The following is a 20,931-nucleotide window of genomic DNA, read 5'->3' as shown; positions in this document are numbered from 1 at the left end:
ATCACCGGGCCGCGCACGAGAATATTCGCGAATAGCAGCCATGGCCATCGGACCGGTCGCCCGACCATGAACGGCATGACCGAACCGACCAGGCACAGCATGCCTCCCGTGGCGCTCTCGCTACGCGCGGAAGGCGATCTCTCCGATCCCTCAGCAGAGGAGGGCTGTGCGGGTTGCGCAGAACTCTCGGCCGTACGAGACCGGGCCAGCGCAGTCGGTGACATGACCACGGTGTCCGACTGCAACGTGCTGCTGCGGCGGCACCCTCAGGGGCACTGAGGCGGAACACGGCGAGAAGCACCGGCCGTGACTTCCGCGCCGCCTGCCGCAGCCACAGACCCCCGCCCGGCTGTCTCCATGGACGGTCGGCAGCCGGGCGGGTGCAGGAGCACGACGGTTCGGAGAACGAATCTCCGCGACACCAGCACCGGAAGGGACTTTCCCATGGACGGGAACCTCTACGCCCTGTCGGCCCCCACGGCCGACGCCTTCTCCGACTTCTGCGGGGGCAACGCGGGTGGCCCTCACGAGACCTGCGTGAGCCTCGCCGCACTCCCCGGCACGGATGCCTCCTTCGTCATCCGCGACAGCAAGCCCGAGGGCGCCGGCAAGGAGCTGCGCTTCACCGGGAGCGAGCTCGACGTCTTCGCCACCGGGTGGGTCAGGACCCGGGGTCTGGCGCTCTAGCCTGCCTCTCTTCCTGAGCACGAAACACCACGCAGAGGGCCGGACCGGGACGTTCTCCGGGCCGGCCCGCCTCCCCGAATGAAGGGCGCAGATGGCCTGGTCAGGGCACTGGCACGGATACGGTCCGTGGACCGGTAGCAGGAACGCGTACGGCCGGGAGGCCCTACGCCGTCCAGGTGCGGAACCCGACTCCGAACAGACCCGCGCGTTCGTCGCCTCGACGCTGCCGCCCCTCATGACCGGGCACTGGCTCCTGCGGCGGGACCAGACCTCGGCGGAGCGCACCTGGACTCGTGTGGCGGGCGCCGTCACCTGGCTGCAGAACACGTACGAGGCGAATCCGCCCGCCGACAGGGACGGCGGCGGCCGCGCCCACATCTCCCTGAAAGACAAGATCGTGTACGCGATGGACGCTCTCCCCCGAGGCGTCGACGTCTGCTGGGTGCACTACACGAAGTCCCAGAGCCTGATCTCCTTCTCGGTGGTCTGCTGCCTCAACCACCATCATCCGGGGCTTCCGTGTCCCCGCCCGCCCGCCTGACCGAGGAAATGCAGGTCTTGGCCCGATGGCGCTCTGGCAGGGTGCTCGCATGTCCAACTCCATCGGGTACCCGGTCTTCCGCACTGCGGACCCGGTACTGGCCCTGCGTGTGGCACGTCAGCTTGTGGCAGTGGGGGACGTGCAGTACGCGGAGGTGTCGGTGGATATCGAGCTGCGCACCGTCCCAGAAGTATTGCGGATACGCGAAGCGCTGCCGGACGCTTGGTTCCGGAAAGAGGATGTCGAGGACTGGACGCGGGACCCTTCCGACCCGACGGGTCTGCACGTGGGTGTCCACGCGCCCGAGCTCTCCAGCGATCCAGGGTTCCTCTCATCCCATCTGCCGCTCTGGGCGTCCATGCTGGACCAACCCCCAGACAGCATCGAGGAAGATTTCACTGCTGTGGTCGGACCGAACATCGGCGAGATCCTGTGGTCCAGCTTGGTCTGGCCCGACGTACCGGATCGCGAGATCCATCGCGAAGCCAACAGCGCCCGGGTTTCGCTGCTGCTCAACTCCCACAGCCTGGAACTGGACGAGCACTCCGGCGACCACACCGTTCTCGTTCATGTGCGCCGCGCGAATCGCGACGGGTCAGAGCTACGACACGCATCCTGGTTGGCGGAGCAGGTCGGCCAGTCCGTCATCGGCCCACCGCAGGAGTAGCCCGGAACCCTCCGACCGGCCGACCTGAAGGGGGCCCGTGCCCCTGCGCGCCCAGGGCCTCGGCCGGTCGGCGTACGCCCCGGGGCCGCCGACAGCTACGGGTTCATTCGCCCGGGGCACCCACGGTCCGGCCGGCACCCGCCGCGTCCTCGGTATCCATCTCGCCTTCGGCGCCCTCCGCCTCCCAGCGGAGCAAGTCCCCCGGCTGGCACGTGAGCACCTCGCAGAGTGCGGCCAGCGTCGAGAAGCGCACCGCCTTGGCGCGGCCGTTCTTGAGTACCGCCAGGTTGGCCGGGGTGATCCCCACGCGGTCCGCGAGTTCGCCCACGGACATCTTCCGCCTGGCCAGCATCACGTCGATGTCGACGACGATCGGCATCAGATCACCTCGTCCAACTCGGCCTGCATCTCCGCCGCTTCGGCGTCGCGGGCGACGGCCTGGGCGAGCAGCGCCCGCAGGACGAGGACGATGAGCGCGACCCCCAGGATGGCCAGGCCCACCCCGCCCATCATGAGGGTGACGCCCGGGTCGTCCCGCTGGCCGGGTGCGTTCAGGGCCGTGGCCGCGAACCATACGAGAGCGGCCGCGACGATCGCGCCGATGATGGCGTCCACATAGCGGAAGGCTGCGTGGGAGAACACGGTTCCGCGCCGCACCATCGCCGCCAGTCGCCACACGCAGACCATGGCCACTTGGGCCGCCCCGATGCCCAGGATCGTGATCACGCGCAGCGGGGTCAGCGGGAGCGAACCGTCCTCCGGGTCATTCCCGCTGATCAGCGCCCACAGCATCAACGCCTGCACGAACACGGTCCCGGCGAGCACCACCACGAGCACGGCACGCAGCGCCCTCACTGCCAGCTTTCCCATGACCCATTCCCCTCCATCGACTCACGATAGTAATCTATCGATTCTCGATAGGGCGCGCCATGATGAACCGGCGATCGGAACCCGCTTGGCCGTGTCGGTCGTCCTGTGGAGCGGGGTCGAGCGGATGGGAAGACATGGGGAAGCGGGCAGAGCCTGGTGCGGCGACGACGGCGGCGGTGGTGGTGGTGGTGGCACCTGAGGCCGGTTGGCGGGGGCAAGGGTGGGTGGTTGGCGGGGGCGCCGTCGTTCTGGGTGGGGTGCTGGCGTTTCATCGTCTGGTTCCCAACCGGCCCGGGCGGATCGGGAGTCTCATCGAGTCCTTTCTGCCCTGGGGTGGGGTCCTCGTCGTCGTGCTGCTGGCCGTCGCCCTTGTGCGGCGGTCCGCCGTCGCCCTCGTCGCCCTGTTGCTGCCGGTGGGCGTGTGGGTGGACACCTTCGGCGGGCTGCTCCTGCCCGGTGAGCCGAGCGGCGGGCGGGAGTTGGTCGTCGTGCAGCACAACGTCAGCGACGAGAACCGGGATCCCGCAGGAACCGCGCGTGCGCTGATCAGGTCCGGGGCCGATCTCGTCGCGCTGGAGGAGCTGGTGGATCCGCAGGTGGCGGTGTACGAGAAGGCCCTCGCCGGCGCCTATCCGCATCACGTCGTCCGGGGCACCGTCGGGCTCTGGTCCAAGCACCCGCTCAGCGGTGAGCAGGTGGTGGACATCAAGCCCCCGAGCATCGCGGAGGAGTGGAGCCGTGGCGTACGGGCCGTGGTCCACTCTCCGTACGGGGACGTCGCCGCGTACGTCGCCCATCTGCCCTCCGTCCGGGTGGGCGTGGGCGGGCTCTCCTCCCAACGGCGCGACGAGAGCGCCGCGTTGCTGGGGCGGGCCGTCGCGGCCGAGGGGGTCGAGCCGCTGATTCTGCTCGGGGATCTCAACGGGGTCGTCGAGGACCGGGGGTTGAGGCCGCTCACCTCACAGTTGGAGGTCGCCGAGAGCGGGTTCGCCTTCAGTTTCCCCGCCGCCTTCCCGGTGGCCCGCATCGACCAGGTCATGGCCCGCTCCGCCACCGTGGGCCGCATCCGCACCCTGCCCGCCACCGGCAGCGACCACCTGCCCGTCGTCGCCCGCGTCACCCTGCGGTGAGGGCCCGGCCCGCAGCGCGTCCGCCTTGTGCACGGCCGCCACGCGCTGCCGCCAGGTCATGTCGTCGGGGAACTCGTACGTGTCCGTGGCGACCATCCAGCTCGCGTACGCCGTCGCCCTGCGGCAGTCCGCGCACTCGGGCTCGTCGCCCAGCGGGCGGAAGACATGCTCCTCCCCCGGGCCCGCGCACGCGATCAGCTCCCTGACCAGCTCCCTGACCGGGGGCAGCTGAGATGGAGTCGACAGCGGGACCGCCGGAGTCGCCGGGATCGCCGGAGTCGCTGGAGGCGTCGCCGGGGCCGCCGGAGTCACCGGGCACTTCTGGATCAGGCGGTGACGCAGGAAGCCGACCGCCGAGCGCACGCCGTTCTCCGGGGGATCGGACAGGAGCGCCTGGCGCAGATCCCCCTCCGGCAGGCCGCCCTCCAGCCACTTCACCGCCTCCACCGCCAGTACGCGCGCCTCCTGGACGCCCAGCAGCAGATCCCGGCGCGAGTGGCGCAGGGACAGCAGCAGGCTTTCGGCCCGCGCCAGTTGGCCGGTGGGGTGCGGTACCGGTGCCGGTACCGGTGCTGGCGCCGCAGCTCGCCCCGGGCTCAGTGCCGCCGCCCGCTCCGAGCTCGGTGCCGCCGTCCGCTCCGAGCTCGGTTCCGCCGCCCGCTCGGGACTCGGTGCCGCCTTGACCGGGGCTCCCCTCGGGTCCGCGTCCAGGCCCGTGTCGGGGGCCGCCACCGGATTCAGATCGGCGCCCTGGTCAGCCAGCAGCCCCCGTTCCGCTTCGGAGGGTGGGTGGGGAGTGGTCTTATCACCGTGGTCTTCCTCGGGTTGATAGCCACCGACCGCCCGAGGAGTCGGCCCGCCGACCGCCGGACACCGCGCACCCGGTGAGCGTCCCGCGTCCGGCTCCAGCCTCGCCCAGACCGCCCTGGCCTCCGCGCCCGTCAGCGGTGTGTTCGTGAACAGTTGGTCCGTCGCCCACTTCCCGCCCTCGCGCTGGGTCCGCCACTCGTGGACGTAACCGTGCTCCACCAACTGCTTCTTGGCCTGCTGGTACGGGCGGCCCTTCATGTCCAGCTTCCGCGCCAGTTCGCCGAGCGGGCGGTTCGTGGCGGATTCGGGGAGGCCCTGGACGTACAGGATGAGGATCTTCGCGTTGCTGTCGATCCGCCGGTCGCGTACGACCGTGTGCGGGGCTTTGGTCCAGCCCGTAGAGGGCGCGATAACATGGCGCAGCATTTCTGGTGGCTCCTGACCACTGGCGATGTAGGCCCTCGGGTGGGTGTTAGCGCACCTCCGGGGGCCGCCCTTTGCGCGCGAGCGCGCACCGAGCGTGATGTCATCGTCACCGTATCGCAGAGATCTGACGCATCGCCAGATCGAAGATCCGTTCGCCGGATCACCCCCACACCACGCCGGCGTCCGTAGCATTCCCCCATGATCGCTCTGGTCGTCACCATCGCTCTGGCCTTGGTCGGGTACGTCGCGGCCTACCTCAACGGGTTGCGGCTCGCCCAGCGCGGCGAGCGGCTCGCGCGGGTCAACCGGCAACTCAGCGATCTCTACGGTCCGTTGTTCGCCATCACCGAAGCCAACAGCCGCGCCTTCGAAGCCTTCGCCCAGCACCACCTGCGCCCCGACGGGCGCTCACCCTTCGACCACGAGGAACCGCCCACCGACGAGGAACTCGCCGAATGGCGGCTGTGGGTGACGACCGTCTTCCTGCCGAACATCCGGACCATGCGCGACCTCGTGGTCACCCACGCCGATCTGCTGCGCGAACCCCACATGCCGCCGATCCTGCTCCAGTTGTGCGCCCACGTGTCCGGCTACGAGATCACCGTCGCCCGATGGGCCCAGGGGCAGTTCGACCAGCACCTGTCCGTCGTGCCGTTCCCGAGCCAGGAACTCGCCGACTACGCACGCGGGGGATTCACCGCGTTGAAGGCGGCGCAGGGCCGGTTGCTGGGGCGGCCCCGGTCCGCCGACTGAGGTCCGCCCTCCACGTCTTGTACACGCTCTCATCACAATTCCGCTTCGCTTCCCGTATGTCTCTGATGTACGTCCCTGCGCGCTGCGAGCATCGGCTGCTCCACCGCACCTAGTTCGGCCTTGGGGGCAGCACATGCAGACGAGGAAGCAGTCACGGCGGTTGATGCGCGGGGCCCTCCGCGTGCGGATATCGGTGGGAGCGGGCGCGCTGGCTCTGGTCCTGACCGGGTGCGGGGGCGACGGCGGCGATGCGGACGGTCAGGGCGGGAAGGACGGGAAGGGCTCCGTCGAACGGGGGTTGGAACTCATGGGCGACCAGCAGAGCGTGGACGCGGGCGACAGCCTCGACCTGGACGTCCTCGACAACGACTCCGTCACCCTGGAGAGCGGCGAGCGGGCGGCGCTGCTCGACGCGTACGACCCCGCCGAGTTGACCCTGAGCATCGACGAGGAGCCCGCCCGTGGTTCCGCATCGGTGTCCGGTGCCACGGTGACGTACACCGCCCGGGACGGGTACACCGGCAAGGACGAGCTGACGTACGAGGTCCGGGTGAAGGGCACCCGGGTTCCCGCCGCCACCGCCGTCGTCCGCATCACCGTCACCGCGCCCGCCCCCTGACCGGGCCTCGGCCCTCGCGGGCCCCCTCGGCCCCGGGCCGATGACGGCCGCCCCGGCACCGGTGTACTACGCCGCCGAGCACGTGCACCGGCTCCGGAGCCCGGGCCACGGGCAGCGGCATCGGCAGCGGGGCGGGGCCGGGGCCGGGCCGGACGTCTTGACGGCGGAGGGGACGTTCTACTGGAAGCTCAGCCGGTGCGGATGGAGCGGGTCGGTCGGGCAGGTGTGCACGCGCATCAGGCCGCGGCCGAGGTGGACATCGACCGGGGCGAGCACCCGCGGGTCGTTCGCGGAATCCCGGTCCTCAAGAGGCAGCCAGCCGCGCGAGGCGCCGCCGCCCTCCCACTTGTCCACGGTGAGCAGGGGCGGCATCGCTGTCCCGCACACCTGGCAGTCGACCGGAGCGGGGTCCGTCAGATGCCAGGAGGCGAAGCCTCCGACCTTCCAGCCGGGGGCGATCGACAGGTCGCTCATGTAGTCGATCTCTTCCGGTTGCTCCGCACGCGCTGCGGCCATCGCCGCCTCGTACTCCTCGTACGTCGCGTAGCTCGCCGCCGGTGAGGGGCCGTCCTCGGCGTCGTCCTCGTCGAGGAGGCCCTCCTCCCATGCGGAGACCTCTTCCTGAAGCCCTTCGTCCAGCAGGCCGAGATACTCGTGCTCCACCACCTGCTCCGGATGCACGACACACATGGTGGGAACGCACTCCTCACGGCCGGCGACCGGGGGTTCGGGCTGTGGCGTGAGGACGGCAGTGACATCGGCCGAGCGCCGCCACTTCAGTACGACGTCGATCGTGCGGTCGGGCCCGTGGGCCTCGAACGGGCACCAGAGGACCTGGAGCAGGTCCCTGCCCTCCGGCCCCACCAGATCCGGGACGTCCCGCGTGGACAACTGCGCGACGGCCAGCATCGGCAGCGCCTCGTCGTCGCGGAGGTCCGGAACGTGGTCGGCCGCCCTCATGGCGTCCAGTCTGCGCTGTTCATCCTCGGTGAAGTCCCGTCCCCGTGCGCCGTCCTGGATCCGGCGGCGCGATCGCACGTCGGAGAGGAGGTGACCGGTGCCCTTCGGGTGCGCGGCGGTGCACACCGGCCACGGTTCGCCGGCGGGCCAGAGCAGCGGCCCCGCCACCGAGCTGTCCCCCGTACCGGGCACACCGTGCCGGGGGTGCAGCCGGGTGGCCGTGCGCCGGTGAGAGGCCAGCGCGGGGAAGACTCCTTCGACATCGACGGGACGCGGCGGGGTGGTGCGGGCCATGGAGGACCTTCCGAGTGCGTACGTCGGCGCCCGCTGTCCACCGGTTCGGATACCGGCGGCGGCGCTTCCGGGCTGTACGAAAGGTGAACCACAACCGCCGGCTTCTTTCCAACTCCGGTGCGGATACGGAGCGTCAGGAGTGGCTGCGGACCTATCGCGCACACATCGAGAATGCCGCCGCCGGAACCGGCCTGCCCCACAGGCTTCCCACGTGACCTGAGACGTCGTCCGGGTCCGTCACGCCGTCTTCTCCCGGTCCTGACGGGCGCGGTCCCGGTCGTCGCGGTCGTCCCGGTCGCCTCGGGTGTCGCGGTCGTCGCGGTCGCTCTGGTCGTCCCGGTCGCGTCGGGTGTCCCGGTCGTCGCGGTCGTTCCGGCTGTCGCGGTCGCGGCGGTCGCGTCGGGCGTTCAGGGCCAGGTGTGTCACCAGGCCCAGGACCAGGCCCCAGCACGCGGAGCCGATACCGCCGAGGGTGACGCCGGAAGCGGTGGTGAGGAAGGTGACCACCGCCGCGTCCCGGCCCCGTTCGTCCGCCACCGCCTGCGCGAGGCTGCTGGAGAACGTGGCGAGGAGGGCCACTCCGGCGATGACGGCGATGAGCTGGGGCGGCAGGACCGCGAACAGGCCGACGAGGGCCGCACCGCCGACGCCGGCCAGCAGGTAGAAGACGCCGCACGCCAGTCCGGCCACATAGCGGCGGTCGGGGTCGCGGTGGGACTCCTCGCCCGTGCTGATCGCGGCCGTGATCGCCGCCAGGTTGACGGCGTGGCCGCCCAGCGGGGCGAGGGCGGTGGAGGCGAGCCCGGTGGCGGTGATCAGCAGCCGGTCGTTCGGGCGGTAACCGCAGGCCGCCAGGACTCCGAGACCGGGCGCGTTCTGCGAGACCATCGTCACCACGGCCAGCGGCACGGCCAGTCCCACCACCGCCGAGACCGTGAACTCCGGTGCGGTGAAGACGGGGAGGGTCAGCCCGACGGCGACGGACGGGGCGTGCAGTCCGGGGGCGACGGCGGTCGCGAGCACCGCCGCGACCAGGGCCCAGGCCACCGCGTAGCGCGGCGACCGCTGTTTGACCGCCAGATAGGTGGCGAGCGCGGCCAGGACCGGGAGGGGCGCGCCGTCCAGGGCCGCGAAGAGGTCCACGCCGAAGGAGAACAGCACGCCCGCCAGCATGGCCGCCACGATGCCGGGCGGTACGCGGCGCATGATCTGCCCGAAGACGCCGGTCAGTCCGGTCAGCGCCATGAGGACGCCGCTGACCAGGAAGGCGCCGACGGCCTCGGGGTACGTGTAGTCCCCGAGGCTGCCGACGAGGACGGCGGCCCCCGGCGTCGAGAACGCGGTGATCACCGGCATCCGCGTCCACCAGCTGAGTACGGCGCAGGTCACACCGCTGCCCACGCAGGCCGCCCACACCCACGATGCGGTCTGCGCGTCGGTGAGCCGGCCCGCCGCCGCGGCCGCCAGGACGACGAGGAGGGGGCCGGAGCACGAGACCACGACGGTGATCAGGCCCGCGAGGACGGCGGAGAGCGAGGCGTCCGCCAGGAGACGCCGGCGCGGCGCGGCCGGGGGCCCGCTCCCGGCCCCGCCTGGTTCCTCTACGGGCCCTCCGCCGTGGTGGGCGTCGGCCGCCGGCTCCGGGGCCGGGTGGGACGCTGTCGTCCCGGGCGCCTCGTCCGTCGTGTCTCTCCCGGCGCCCTGCTCGGCCGTGGCCATCCGTGCCGCCCTCTCCCCGCTCCGTAACTCCCGGGCCCGGTAACGTCGTTCACCGGGCCGCTCGTGCGTTCCTACTCTGCCCGTTGCGCGACCTCCGCGAGGCGGGTCACGCCCTCGGTGAACTCCTCGGCGCTCAGGGCCTGGAACGGCAGCCGCAGGAACACCGTCCCGGACGGCGGCGCCGCGTCCGCCGGGTAGAAGGCCGAACCGCGCGTGAGCGCGATGTTCGCCGCGCCCGCCGCCGCGAGGAACTTCTCCTCCGTGGTCCGCACCGGCAGATGCACGCTGATGTAGTAGCCGCCTTCGGGCACGCAGAGCGCGGCGTCGCCGAGCGCCTTCCGTACCGCCTCGACCGCCGTGTCGTGGCGCGGCCGCAGCAGTGTGCGCACCTCGTCGATGTTCCGCCGGACCAGCCCGCTCGCGAAGGCTCGCGCGGCAACCGCCTGGAGCAGCGGGGCCGGTGAGAGGTACGTGCTCTCCGCGAGCGCCGCCAGGTCCTTCGGCGTGCCGAGCGGGGCGATGACGTAGCCGACGCGCAGACCGGGACTGACGACCTTGCTCAGCGAGCCGATCGTCAGCACCTTCGCGCCTTCGACCCCGTCCGCAAGGTCGCCGATGAGTGTCGGGGCCGTACCGGCGAAGCGCAGTTCCCGGTACGGGATGTCCTCCAGGATCGTGAAGCCGAACTCGGCCGACAGCGCCACGAGTTCGCGTCGTTTCTCCTCGCTGGTGGTGACCCCGGCCGGGTTCTGGAAGTCCGGGATCACGTAGACGAAGGCGGGCACCTCCGTACGCAGCCGCTCCCGCAGCACGTCCAGGTCGAGGCCGTCGTGGCGCAGCGGTATGCCGGAGACCTGCGCGCCGTGCCGCTCGAAGATCTGGACGGCCCGGTCGTACGTCGGCGCCTCCGCGAGGACCTTCTTGCGCGGCGCATCCTTGAGCAGGTGGCCGGCGAGCAGGTCGAGGGCCTGGAGCGAGCCGTTGGTGACGAAGATCCGGTCGGGGTCGACGGCGTGGAACGCCCCGAGCTGCTCCCGGAGTTCGGCGTCACCGGCGTGGAGGCCGATCGGCGCGTACTGGAAGAGGCGGCTGGCTTCGGCGGAGAGCAGCGAGCCGGTCAGTTCGGCGATCTCGGCGGACGGGATCGCTTCGAGCGGCGGGATGCCGCGCGAGAAGTGGACTTTCGCGGACGTCGCGTCGGACACAGCAGTCACAGAGGCTCCTTGCAGAGGGAGGAGGGCGGAGAGGGAGGGGGAGGGCGGCAGGCCGGGGCCGGTGGGCCGTACGCCGGTGGGCCGTACGCCGGTGGGCCGGTGCGGCAGGGGCAGAGGGCCCGGGACCCCGGGCCCCGGGACCCCGATGGGGCAGAGGCAGCGGGCGGCGGTGAGCCCGCCGCCGGTCCCGTCGCGCGGCGGTCAGCCCGCCGCCGAACCCGTGGCGCGGCGGGCGTCGAGGGCGAAGTCGGGGCCGATGTCGGCGACGGAGTCCGCGCCGAGCTGGAGCAGCGTGTCCTCGATCTCGCTCCGGAGGAGGTCGAGGACCGACTCCACGCCCTGCTGCCCGGCCAGCCCGAGGCCCCAGAGGTAGGGGCGGCCGACGCACACCGCGTCCGCGCCGTACGCGAGGGCCTTGACGACGTGGACGCCGCTGCGGATGCCGCCGTCCATGAGGACCAGCCCGCGGCCGGCGACCGCGGTCGCCACCTGCTCCAGGGCCACCAGGCTGGGGACCGCGCCGTCGAGTTGGCGGCCGCCGTGGTTGGAGACGATGACGCCGTCCGCGCCGAGGGCGATGCAGCGTTCGGCGTCCTCGGCCCGCAGGATGCCCTTGACCACGATCGGCAGTTGCGTCAGCGAGCGGATCCAGCCCAGGTCGTCCCAGGTCAGGGGCAGGCGTTCGATGCGTGCGCCGTCCGGGATCGGGCCGGTCAGCACGCCCAGGGCGCGCAGGTTGCCGAAGTCGACCTGCACCGGGGTGCGGAAGCCCGCCCGGCGGGTGGTGATGCGGCGGGCCGCGTAGCTGGCGTCGACCGTGACCACGATCGCGGTCGCGCCGGCGTCCTCCGCGAGGGAGACCGTGGCGGCGACGTCCTCGCGGGAGCGGTAGGCGTAGAGCTGGAACCAACTGTCGCTGCCCACCGCTCCGGTGACGTCGGAGAGCGCGTAGTGGCTGTCGGTGCTGACGATCGACACGGTCCCCGTCGCCTCCGCCGCGCGGGCGGTGGCGATCTCGGCGTCCTCGTGGAGGAGGCGCTGCGGGCTGGTCGGGGCGAGCAGGACGGGCAGGGCGAGCCGCCGCCCGAGCACGGTCACCGAGGTGTCGGGCTTGGCGCCCGTGCCGCCGAGGGCGCGGGGGCGCAGCCAGACCTGGTCGAACGCCTCCCTGTTGGCGCGGACGGTGAGCTGGGTGTCGGCGCCGCCCGCCACGTACGCCCAGGTGGCGGCGTCGAGGACGGACGCGGCTGCCTGCTCGTAGTCGTCCAGCGTCAACAGCCCGGATAATTCCCTTGCCATGGATCCTCTTCCGTCGTCGGATGAATTTCCTTGGGCCCGCGGGCCCGTCAGGCAAACTGGTCGAACGCCATCTTGGCCACCATTCCGGTGACCACGAGGACCAGGACGATCCGAACGAATCCGGATCCCCTTTTCATTGCGGTACGCGACCCGATCATGGCGCCGGTGATGTTTCCGACGGCCATGCCGAGACCGAGGGCCCACAGGACGTTTCCCTGCCAGGCGAAGACGGCCAGGGCTCCCAGATTGGACGAGGCGTTGATGACTTTCGCCATGGCCGCGCTCTCCAGGAACTGGGTCGCGAGGAGTGTGGTGAAGGAAATGATGAGGAAGGTGCCGACGCCGGGCCCGAAGACGCCGTCGTAGAAACCGATGCCGACCCCGGCGATGACGATCGCCGCATTGCGGCGGCGCGGGGTGACGACGATGTCGCGCTGCTGGACGCCGAAACTGGGCTTGAAGGCCACGAAGAGCGCCACCGAGATGAGCAGCCCCATGATGACCGGGCGGAAATAACTCGTGGGGACGCTCGACGCGGACAGTGCGCCGAGCGCGCCGAAGGGAACGGCGAGGCCGGCGGCGGGCAGCAGGACCGAGCGGTCCAGCGTGGTGCGCCGCTGGTACATGTACGCGGCGGTCGCGGTCCCCATGACCGCCGCGATCTTGTTCGTGCCCAGGGCCACCGCGGGCGAATACTGGGGGAAGGACAGCAGGAGCACGGGGATGAGCAGGACCCCGCCCCCTCCGACAACCGCATCCACCCAGCCCGCCGCCGTCGCGGCGAGGAGCAGGCCGAGCACCTCGTACAGTTCCACTCTTCCTCATTCACATGACGTGGCCCCGGCTCCCGGGGCCGGGTTCTCGCCGCCGCAGGGTCAGACGACCCCGCGGATCTCCGTCATCGCGGGCAGCACGCGCGGGTGCCGCATCATGCGCTGGGCCCACAGAGGGGCGCTGCGCAGCGAGTAGAAGCGGCGCAGCCAGCGGTCCTGGCCGTCGTACCGGGGGGTGAACGCGGTGCGGCCGTGCACCACAACGTGGTTGTCGAGGACGACGAGGTCGCCCGGCGCGAGCACCAGGTCGCGGCAGACCCGCTCCAGTGCCGAGGACAGGGCCCGCAGCGCGGCCTGCGCTCGGGGGTCGTCGGCCTGCGTGTTGTGCGAGTTGAAGCGCATGAACGGGCGGTCCGCCGGGCCGAAGATCACCGGGTGGGGGCCGGCCGAGGGGCGGGGGCCCGGGATGTTCCGGGCGAAGGAGGTCGGGTACAGGCTGTGGAACTGGGGCTTCCGCAGCTCCGCCACCTCCTCCTCGGCCAGCAGGGGCAGCGCGTCGCGCACGGAGGAGACGCGGGTCGCGGCGATCTGCTCGTGGTCCTGGCGCAGGCAGAGCAGACCGAGGTAGTCGGGGCGGAGCGGATGGTGCACGTTCTCGGTGTGGAAGTCGAACGCGACCGATCCGCTGTTCTCGATCCGGGTCTCCTCGCCGTGCACGGGATGCACGTCGTGGAAGAGGGCGCCGGCTTTCTCGTCCTGATATCCGGTGAGCGAACCGAGGAGATCCGCGACCAGCATCAGGGTGCCGTTGGTCGGGTGGCCGTCGAGGATATGGGCCTCGTGCGTGCCGGGCGTCTTGGGCAGCTCCCCGACCGGAACTCCGCGCAGCAGGCAGAATCCGTTGGATTCCACGTCCGCACCGAAGTCGAGGATGGTTTTGCGCATTCCTTCGGGGAGATCCAGGAGAAGTCCCGAAAGAACGATGGGAACCGAGTCGGACAGGTGGGCGGCGAGCGAGGACAACTCGCCCAGCTTCTCCGCCTCCGGCTCGCTTAATCGGTATGCGTTCAGAGCCTGGGTAGCCATTCTCATGATTCTCACCGATTTCCACGTGCAGCATTGGCTATTACGCCGGGAAACGTAACCCGGGCGGAATCTTTCCGTCAACAATCGCTTTCGGACAGTGACCTTCCGCGCCGACGACTCGGGCAATCACGAACAATCGACCCAACCGGTCATCTCATACCCAAGCAGGCACAATGGACCGGTACGTAAGGGGTGCAGGCCCGGCCGCCCCTTGCTGTTTACCCGTGTGAGCTGCCCGTACGTCCCCGGATGACGAGCGGATGAACAGTGTGAACAGCCCCTCCACGCCCTTTCGGAGCCTGCCTCCGGGGGCCCTGGGAGCACCCCTCGGTGCTGATTTCCCGCCATCCGGACGGGCAGAATCAACGCTGGTGAAACGTGTGAAGGCCGTCACAGAACGCGCGGTACGGACCGGGAACCGCATACAACCGGGCGGGGCGCTCGCATCGGGCGGGATGACGCGGGGTTGGACGACGCCGAGCTGGGTGACGCGCGGCTGGACGACGCCGGGTTGGACGAGGCCGAGCGGGATGACGCGGGTCGGGATGACGCCGGGCGGGGCGCTCGACCCGGCGTCGCCCATGGATTGACGCCGCCCCGACCGGGCTCCCGGGATCGGTGGCGCCCGGCGCGCGCTCGATGTCGCCCCGCCCGATGTCGCCCGGACCCGGTGTCGCCCAGGTCTGTGGTCCCGGGCCCGGTGCCGCCCAGGTCTGTGGTCCCGAACCCGGGTCGCCCGGACCCGGGTCGCCCGGACCCGGTCAGCGGTAGTCGTCGGGGTGGTCCTGCATCCAGGTGTTGATGCCGTCGCGGGTGCCGACGATCGCGGAGAAGTGCTTCTCCAGATGCGCCTCGGTACGGTCCTCGCCCAGGGTGGCGAACAGGGCCTTCATGTCGGCGAGCGGCTTCGCGAAGTGGCCGGGCCCCTTGCTGTCCGCCCGCATCGACGCGTCCAGTTCGGTGAGTTCCTGGGTGACCCGGCCGAGGAAGTAGGCGCAGTCGCCCGCGCCCGGCGTACAGGTCTCGCCCAGGGTCGCCTGGAGCGTCGCGAAGGCGTCCCGGACCAGGGCCGGTTCGGGTGAGGGCACGGCGGTGTCCTCCCGCGTGGGCGCCTCCCGCCCGGCCCGGTCCGCGTCCCCGGCGCTCTCCGCACCCCGGGCCCGGTCAGCGGCCGGCTCCGCCGACGTACCCGGCACATCCGCGCCGGGACCGCCGCCGCTCGACGCCTGCGTGCACGACACCAGCGCGGCGGCCACGGCCGCGACAACAACGCCCGCGCGCAGCCCCGTTCGGGCCGACCGGTACGTACGGCCACGGCCATCGGGCCGGACGTCCGTACCACCGTCAGCCGCAGCACGGCCCGCGTTCGTCCCAGCAGTCTCACGGAACAGCATGAAGCCCCCCTCGTCGGAAGGTGCAGACCATACACGCGCCACCCGTCGCGACCTGCCCTCACGTGAGAAAGGCCGCCATCTCCCCGTACAGCGCCGCCGTGTTGTCCAGGTGGACGTCGTGGCCCGCGCCCGGGACCACGGCGATCCGCGTCGCGGGGTGCCGGGCACGCATCCGGTCCGCCTCGTCCGCCTTCATCGTGCCGTTCCCGCCCCGTACGACCAGGACCGGGCAGCGCACCCGGTCCCACGCGTCCCAGTAGTGCCGCCGCGCGTTCTCCTGGACCGTGGCCACCATCACGTCACGGTCGACACGGGGGTGCAGTCCGCCGGGACCCGGTACGAGTCCGGCGGCCCACGCCCGGCCCGCCGGCCCACCGCCGAAGAACGCCTCGGCCGCCGCCGCGTCCGGGAACGGCACCGGCCAGGAGTCGAGCCACGCCCCGATCTGCTCCGGGAGGCCGGGGCTCGGCCCCGCCGGGCCCGCCTCGACGAGGACCAGCGCCCGGCACACCTCGGGGTGCGCGGCCGCCGTCAGCAGCGCGGTGAGACCGCCCATCGACTGGCCGGCCAGCACCGTGTCCTGTCCGGCCAGACCGAACCGGCGCGCGACCGCCAGGACGTCCCGTACGTGCGCCGCCCGCGTCACGTCCCCGGGCCGACGGGTGCTCTCCCCGCTGCCGCGCGCGTCGAACGCGACGACCCGGTGGGTGGCGGAGAACCGGGCCGCCAACGCGTCCCACTCGCCGCGGTGGCCGGCCAGCCCGTGCAGCAGGAGCAGCGGCGGGCCGTCCCCGCCGTGGTCGGTGCAGACGAGCCGTACGGGACGGGCCCGGCCCCTCCCGGCACCGCCGTCCGTCCCGCCTCCAGCACCGCTCCCCGACTCGCCCGCCGTCCCGTCCTCCGTACCGCTCCCGGCCCTGTCTCCCGCTCCGCCGCCGCGCACCTCGACCGTCACCGTGCGCGTCCTCGCCGTACCCACCCCGTACCCCCTGCTCCCACCGTCGTACGGCCGTCCCGCCCGCCGGCCGCGTCGCCCCGAACGCTAGCCTCGGACGTCTCACGGCCTCAACGGCCGCGAACGGCTCGGTTCACGGAAGGCGATGGTGGCGGGGATGGCGAAGGTACCGGCGGCGGTGGTGGCGGCGAGCGGGCTCATCGGGGGATACGGCGTCGCCCGGTGGACCGGGAAGCGGCCGCTCGGCGGCGCGGCACTCGCGGCGGCCGGCTCCCTCGCCGCGTACGAGTGGAACCGCCAGGCGGGCCCCCGGGCCGCCGCCGGGCTGACCGCCGCCTACGTCGCGGCCTTCGCCGGATCGCACCCGCTCGCGAAGAAGACCGGTGCCTGGCCCGCCGTGTTCGCCGTGGCGAGCGGCATGGCCGCCGCCTCCTGGGCCGTCACCCGCCGCGCCGACTGACCCCCGCCGGGCCGAGCCGCGTACGAAGGAAGACGCGGACGGCCCGGCACCGGGCGGAGCCGCGTACGAAGCAAGGCGCAGGCGGCCCGGCGCCGGGCCGACCCGCGCACGGCAGACCGCGCGCGGGGCACCGGTCCGACCCGCCTCGGCCCCGGTGGGCTACCGTCCCTCAGCCCCGGTGGGTGCCCGCTCCTCATCCTCCCAGCGCGTGCGACACCGTGTAGATCGCCAGGCCCGCCAGCGCGCCGACCACCGTGCCGTTGATCCGGATGAACTGGAGATCGCGCCCGATGTGCGCCTCGATCTTCTTCGAGGTCTGGTCCGCGTCCCAGCTCGCGACCGTGTCGCTGATCAGCGACACGATCTCCGCGCGGTACGTCGTCACCACGTACACCGCCGCGTCCTCCAGCCAGCCGTCCAGCTTGCCCTGGAGCCGCTCGTCGCCCGCCAGCCGCGCGCCCAGCGACATGAGCGACGCGCGCGCCCGCAGCCGCAGTTCGCTGCGCTCGTCCTCCGCGGCCGAGAGGATCATGGTGCGGACGGAGGACCAGACCGAGGCGATGACGTCCTGGACCTCGCCCCGGCCCAGGATCTCCGACTTCAGCCGCTCGACCCGGGCCCGGGTGTCGGCGTCGTTCTGGAGGTCGGCGGCGAAGTCGGTCAGGAACGTGTCGATGGAGCCGCGCGCCGGGTGCTCCGGCATGTCCCGCATCTCCGTGACGAACCGCAGCAGCTCCTTGTAGACCCGCTCCCCCACCCGCTTGTCCACGAACCGCGGGGTCCAGCCGGGCGCCCCGCCCTGCACCGCGTTCATCACCGAGTCGCCGTGCTCCACCAGCCAGTCGTGCGCCCGCGCGCAGACGAGGTCGACGACCTTGCGGTGGCCGCCGTCCGTCACGACCTTCTCCAGCATCGCGCCGAGCCCCGGCCCGACCTCCATCGCGTTCGCCCGGCGGGTGATGGCCTCGCCCACCACCGCCTGCACGTCGGAGTCCCGAAGGACCGTCAGCGCGCCGCGCAGGGCCGTCGCCAGCTCGGCGGTGACCCGGTCGGCGTGCGCGGGCTCCGCGAGCCACACACCGAGCCTCCTGCCGACGCCCAACGCGTGAATTCGGTCACGAATGACCTCTCCGGACAGAAAGTTCTCGCCAACGAAGGAACCGAGGGACTGTCCCAGCTGATCCTTCTTGGTGGGGATGATGGCGGTGTGCGGGATGGGCAGGCCGAGCGGGCGCCGGAACAGCGCAGTCACGGCGAACCAGTCCGCCAGCGCGCCCACCATCCCCGCCTCGGCAGCCGCCGCGACGTAGCCCGGCCAGCCCCCCACACCTGAGCTCTTCGCCCAGGTGGCCAGGACGTAGACGACCGCGACGAACAGAAGGAGGCCGGTGGCCGTGAGCTTCATGCGCCGTACGCCGCGCTGCTTCTCCTCGTCGGCGGCGGTGTACGCGAACGAGGCCAGCGGCCCCGCGCCGCGCGCCGACGCCCCGCCGCCCTCGGGCCGCCGCCCGAACGCGCCGAACCCCGCCGCGGGCCCCGAGCCGGGACCGGACCCCATGGCCGCGTCAGGCCCACCGGCCCGCACGGGCTCACCTTCCCTCTCAGGATCACCGGCCGAGCCCGTGCCCGGCCCCAGCTCCGGCGCACGCCCCGGCGTGCCCTCCGACGGCTCCTGCGACCGCTCCCCGTTCCGCACCGCGCCCTCGCCCTCGTTCCCGGCCCCGTTGCCGGCCTCGTCGCCCGTCTCGTCCCCGGCCCCGCCGCCTGCCGCGTGGCCGTCCTCGCCCTGCCCGCCGGATCCGGTCCGTTCCATCCGCTCCACCCGTCCGCGTACGTCTCGCCCCCGTGCCGTACGCATTGTCCCTGCCTCACCTACTCCCGGCCCGCATGTCGAGTTCCCGACGACCTGCCGCATCATGGGATCAGTACGACCATCACAAGGAGAATCACCGCAGATGCCCAGGCGCCAGGGGTATGCCCTGCTCATCGCCCTCGTGGCGGGCACCGCCATGCTCGCCGTCGCCGTCGCCTTCAGCACGACGCTGCTCTCCGGCCCCCGTTCCGCACCGCGGCCGTCCGCCGAGACGCAGGCGGCGGCCCGCAACCCGGCCGCTCCCGCCGCCTCGGGCGGCGCCTGGGTCGCCACCTGGACCACCGCGCCCGTCCGCGCCGAGCCGGGCACCGAGAACGGGTTCCCCGGAAGCACCATCCGTAACGTCGTGCACACCAGCATCGGCGGCGAGGTCGCCCGCATCACGCTGTCGAACCTCTTCGGAACCACCCCCCTGGTGGTGGATCAGGCCACGGTCAACACCAGGCCGGTGACCTTCAAGGGCGCCGCGACCGTCACCGTCGCGGCGGGCGGACGGGTCGTCAGCGATCCGGTGGCGGTACCCGTCGCCCCCGACTCCGACCTCCAGGTCGGCTTCCGCACCCCGCAGGGAGGCGGCCCGGTCACCTACCACCCCAACTCCCACCAGACCTCGTACCTGATCGACGGACGCGGCACCTTCACCACCACCAACTGGCGCTACCTCACCGCCGTGGACGTCCGCAGCGAGCGCACGCACGGCGCGGTCGTCGCCCTCGGCGACTCGCTGACCGCCGGCAGCGGATCCACCACCGACGCCAACACCCGCTGGCCGGACGTCCTCGCCGACCGGCTGCGCGGCCGGTACGGGGTCGCCAACGCCGGCATCGCGGGCAACCGGATCGCGGGCACGGGCCTCGGCTCGGCCAGCCAGTCGGCCACCGACCGGTTCGACCGCGACGTCCTGTCGGTCGCCGGGGCCCGGACGGTCGTCATCGCCCTCGGCATCAACGACGTGCAGCAGTCCCCCCAGGAGACCGACGCGCAGCGCATCGTGGACGGCCTGCGCGCCCTCACCGACCGGGCGCACGCCCGCGGGCTCACGGTGATCGGCGCGACGCTGACCCCGTTCGAGGGCTACCGCTCCTGGACGCCCCAGCGCAACGCCGTCCGCCTGGCCGTCAACGAACAGATTCGGGCGGGCGCGGTGTTCGACGCGTACGTGGACTTCGACGCGGTCGTACGGGACCCCGCCGCGCCCGACCGCGTCCTCCCCGCGTACGACTCGGGCGACCACCTGCACTTCAACGACGACGGCTACCGCGCGCTGGGCGACCACGTGGACCTGAAGCTGCTGGACCGGGCCGGGGCGCCCCGCACCGACGAGCTCTGACCGGGACGAACGGTGAGGGCGGCGCACCGGGCAGCGGGACCGCAGACCGGCTCGGGAGCAGCGGTCTCGGGGGCGTCGACCGTGGAGGCGTCGGGGGCGTCGGCCGCGTCAGGGGCGTCGGGGGCACGGACGCCGGCTCCCCGCCCCGGTTCCCGCTCGGCGCCCTGCGGCCGGCTTCCCTCATGCCTGCCCCCCCCCGCTCGCCGCCCCAGGTGCCTGTCTCCCGCTCGCCGCCCTGCGACTCGGCGCCCCAGGTGCCCGGCCCCGGCCCGTCGGCCCGCCGGCCCCCTCAGAGTTCCTTGCGGAAGCCGTCCCGGGGGCCCTCCAGCCCACTGCGGCTGCGTGCTTCCAGCTCCGCCTCCCGCGCCTCCTTCAGCCGGCGGCGCTCCGCCTTCGTCCGCTTGCGGTCCACGCCGACGCCGCCCATCAGGGCGAAGCCGGTGATCCGCACGCGCGGGGCCTCCGGGGCGGGCTCGCCCTCCTCGTTGGAGCCCTCGCCGAAGCCGCCCATGATGCCGATGCCCCGGACCTCGACGTTCAGCTCCGGCGGCGCGGTCACATGGATCCCGCCCATGATCGTGATGCAGCGGATCACGGTCTCGCGGTCCTCGAAGTTCGCCTCGCGCAGGTCGATCTCGCCGCCGCCCCACATCGCGAACGCGGTGAACATCCGGCCCACCGTCCAGCGGCCCTTCCGGTTGAACCCGCCCCAGAGGGCGAAGGCGCCCTTCGAGGTCGCGGTCCCGCCGATCCGCGCGGGCCAGTTCGCGGCGGAGCCCCGCAGCGGGGCGGGGGCGGTGGAGCCCACCGGGGCGACGGCCGACCCCGGCGCCGGGAGGTCATGGACCAGCGGTTCCAACTCCCCGTGCGTACGGGCTTTGTAGGCGGTTTCGAGGCGCTGGTCGAACTCGTCCATATCCAGTCGGCCCTCGGCCACGGCCTCGCGCAACAGCTCCGCGATCCGCTCGCGCTCGGTATCGGAGGCGCGCATGTCCGGACGTTCACTTGTCATACCCGCAGCCTATTGAACACACCTGTCCCAGGCCCAGAGTTACCGGCCCGCAACCCACC

General features: G+C 72.2%; 21 protein-coding genes. 9 read left to right on the top strand and 12 right to left on the bottom strand.

All coding sequences use genetic code 11. The features are described 5' to 3' along the window. Positions 1 to 75 precede the first annotated feature (75 nt). From IF19_RS1000000138465 to IF19_RS0126120, 4 genes are all read left to right on the top strand, one after another. Positions 76 to 279 carry a hypothetical protein gene (locus IF19_RS1000000138465; RefSeq protein ID WP_078580829.1) on the top strand — a complete coding sequence of 68 codons (204 nt, stop codon included), beginning with the start codon at positions 76 to 78 and terminating at the stop codon, positions 277 to 279. 165 nt (positions 280 to 444) lie between these two features. After that, positions 445 to 687 carry a DUF397 domain-containing protein gene (locus IF19_RS0126130; protein ID WP_030113180.1) on the top strand — a complete coding sequence of 81 codons (243 nt, stop codon included), beginning with the start codon at positions 445 to 447 and terminating at the stop codon, positions 685 to 687. 91 nt (positions 688 to 778) lie between these two features. Beyond that, entirely contained in the window at positions 779 to 1,228 is a 450-nt protein-coding gene (locus tag IF19_RS0126125) for a hypothetical protein (RefSeq protein WP_030113181.1), read from the top strand. Between the two features lie 49 nt (positions 1,229 to 1,277). After that, a complete protein-coding gene (locus tag IF19_RS0126120) occupies positions 1,278 to 1,895 on the top strand; it encodes a hypothetical protein (protein WP_136975148.1) in 618 nt (205 codons plus the stop codon). A gap of 103 nt (positions 1,896 to 1,998) precedes the next feature. Here IF19_RS0126120 and IF19_RS0126115 read toward each other — a convergent pair whose 3' ends face one another. Further along, a complete protein-coding gene (locus tag IF19_RS0126115; protein ID WP_030113183.1) occupies positions 1,999 to 2,274 on the bottom strand; it encodes a helix-turn-helix domain-containing protein in 276 nt (91 codons plus the stop codon). Then, positions 2,274 to 2,765, bottom strand: coding sequence for a DUF2975 domain-containing protein (locus IF19_RS0126110; protein WP_030113184.1), 492 nt, complete (start codon positions 2,763 to 2,765; stop codon positions 2,274 to 2,276). Before IF19_RS0126110 ends, IF19_RS0126115 begins: the two co-directional genes overlap by 1 nt. A 224-nt stretch (positions 2,766 to 2,989) precedes the next feature. On the opposite strand from IF19_RS0126110, the gene IF19_RS0126105 reads away from it, so the two are divergent. The 3 genes from IF19_RS0126105 (at position 2,990) to IF19_RS0126090 (ending at position 6,503) form a co-directional block, all read left to right on the top strand. Further along, a complete protein-coding gene (locus IF19_RS0126105; RefSeq protein WP_030113185.1) occupies positions 2,990 to 3,895 on the top strand; it encodes an endonuclease/exonuclease/phosphatase family protein in 906 nt (301 codons plus the stop codon). A 1,434-nt stretch (positions 3,896 to 5,329) separates the two neighbouring features. After that, positions 5,330 to 5,884 carry a hypothetical protein gene (locus IF19_RS0126095; protein ID WP_030113188.1) on the top strand — a complete coding sequence of 185 codons (555 nt, stop codon included), beginning with the start codon at positions 5,330 to 5,332 and terminating at the stop codon, positions 5,882 to 5,884. Between the two features lie 133 nt (positions 5,885 to 6,017). After that, entirely contained in the window at positions 6,018 to 6,503 is a 486-nt protein-coding gene (locus IF19_RS0126090; RefSeq protein WP_050493969.1) for an Ig-like domain-containing protein, read from the top strand. Between the two features lie 177 nt (positions 6,504 to 6,680). Here IF19_RS0126090 and IF19_RS0126085 read toward each other — a convergent pair whose 3' ends face one another. From IF19_RS0126085 to IF19_RS0126050, 8 genes are all read right to left on the bottom strand, one after another. After that, the gene (locus tag IF19_RS0126085; RefSeq protein ID WP_030113190.1) at positions 6,681 to 7,757 is read right to left on the bottom strand and encodes a hypothetical protein; all 1,077 of its coding nucleotides are present in this window, start codon (positions 7,755 to 7,757) and stop codon (positions 6,681 to 6,683) included. Positions 7,758 to 7,994: 237 nt separating this feature from the next. Then, positions 7,995 to 9,476: a benzoate/H(+) symporter BenE family transporter gene (locus tag IF19_RS0126080; RefSeq protein ID WP_078580828.1), complete on the bottom strand. Its 1,482-nt coding sequence runs from the start codon at positions 9,474 to 9,476 to the stop codon at positions 7,995 to 7,997. A 71-nt stretch (positions 9,477 to 9,547) separates the two neighbouring features. Next, entirely contained in the window at positions 9,548 to 10,690 is a 1,143-nt protein-coding gene (locus tag IF19_RS0126075) for an aminotransferase-like domain-containing protein (RefSeq protein ID WP_234313256.1), read from the bottom strand. 201 nt (positions 10,691 to 10,891) lie between these two features. Beyond that, a complete protein-coding gene (locus IF19_RS0126070; RefSeq protein ID WP_030113193.1) occupies positions 10,892 to 11,989 on the bottom strand; it encodes an alpha-hydroxy acid oxidase in 1,098 nt (365 codons plus the stop codon). Between the two features lie 47 nt (positions 11,990 to 12,036). After that, positions 12,037 to 12,804, bottom strand: a complete 768-nt coding sequence (locus IF19_RS0126065; RefSeq protein ID WP_030113194.1) for a sulfite exporter TauE/SafE family protein — start codon at positions 12,802 to 12,804, stop codon at positions 12,037 to 12,039. Positions 12,805 to 12,864: 60 nt separating this feature from the next. Then, on the bottom strand, positions 12,865 to 13,848 hold the full coding sequence (locus IF19_RS0126060; protein ID WP_223857922.1) for a TauD/TfdA family dioxygenase: 984 nt from the start codon (positions 13,846 to 13,848) through the stop codon (positions 12,865 to 12,867). Between the two features lie 761 nt (positions 13,849 to 14,609). Continuing rightward, a complete protein-coding gene (locus tag IF19_RS0126055) occupies positions 14,610 to 15,104 on the bottom strand; it encodes a hypothetical protein (RefSeq protein WP_097900642.1) in 495 nt (164 codons plus the stop codon). A gap of 196 nt (positions 15,105 to 15,300) precedes the next feature. Next, the gene (locus IF19_RS0126050; RefSeq protein WP_234313255.1) at positions 15,301 to 16,197 is read right to left on the bottom strand and encodes an alpha/beta fold hydrolase; all 897 of its coding nucleotides are present in this window, start codon (positions 16,195 to 16,197) and stop codon (positions 15,301 to 15,303) included. A 157-nt stretch (positions 16,198 to 16,354) separates the two neighbouring features. Here IF19_RS0126050 and IF19_RS0126045 point away from each other — a divergent pair, with 157 nt between their 5' ends. Further along, positions 16,355 to 16,657: a hypothetical protein gene (locus tag IF19_RS0126045; RefSeq protein ID WP_030120195.1), complete on the top strand. Its 303-nt coding sequence runs from the start codon at positions 16,355 to 16,357 to the stop codon at positions 16,655 to 16,657. Between the two features lie 193 nt (positions 16,658 to 16,850). On the opposite strand, the gene IF19_RS0126040 is transcribed toward IF19_RS0126045, so the two are convergent. Beyond that, the gene (locus tag IF19_RS0126040; protein WP_234313254.1) at positions 16,851 to 18,470 is read right to left on the bottom strand and encodes a DUF445 domain-containing protein; all 1,620 of its coding nucleotides are present in this window, start codon (positions 18,468 to 18,470) and stop codon (positions 16,851 to 16,853) included. 142 nt (positions 18,471 to 18,612) lie between these two features. On the opposite strand from IF19_RS0126040, the gene IF19_RS0126035 reads away from it, so the two are divergent. Continuing rightward, on the top strand, positions 18,613 to 19,860 hold the full coding sequence (locus tag IF19_RS0126035) for an SGNH/GDSL hydrolase family protein (RefSeq protein ID WP_030277221.1): 1,248 nt from the start codon (positions 18,613 to 18,615) through the stop codon (positions 19,858 to 19,860). A 289-nt stretch (positions 19,861 to 20,149) separates the two neighbouring features. Here the strand turns inward: IF19_RS0126035 and IF19_RS0126030 are convergent, their stop codons facing one another. Next, positions 20,150 to 20,851, bottom strand: coding sequence for a DUF1707 SHOCT-like domain-containing protein (locus tag IF19_RS0126030; protein WP_030113201.1), 702 nt, complete (start codon positions 20,849 to 20,851; stop codon positions 20,150 to 20,152). Positions 20,852 to 20,931: the final 80 nt, after the last annotated feature.

The organism is Streptomyces californicus (assembly GCF_000717645.1).
Taxonomy (GTDB): Bacteria; Actinomycetota; Actinomycetes; order Streptomycetales; family Streptomycetaceae; genus Streptomyces; species Streptomyces californicus.
This window is presented reverse-complemented; position numbering and strand designations above follow the sequence as displayed.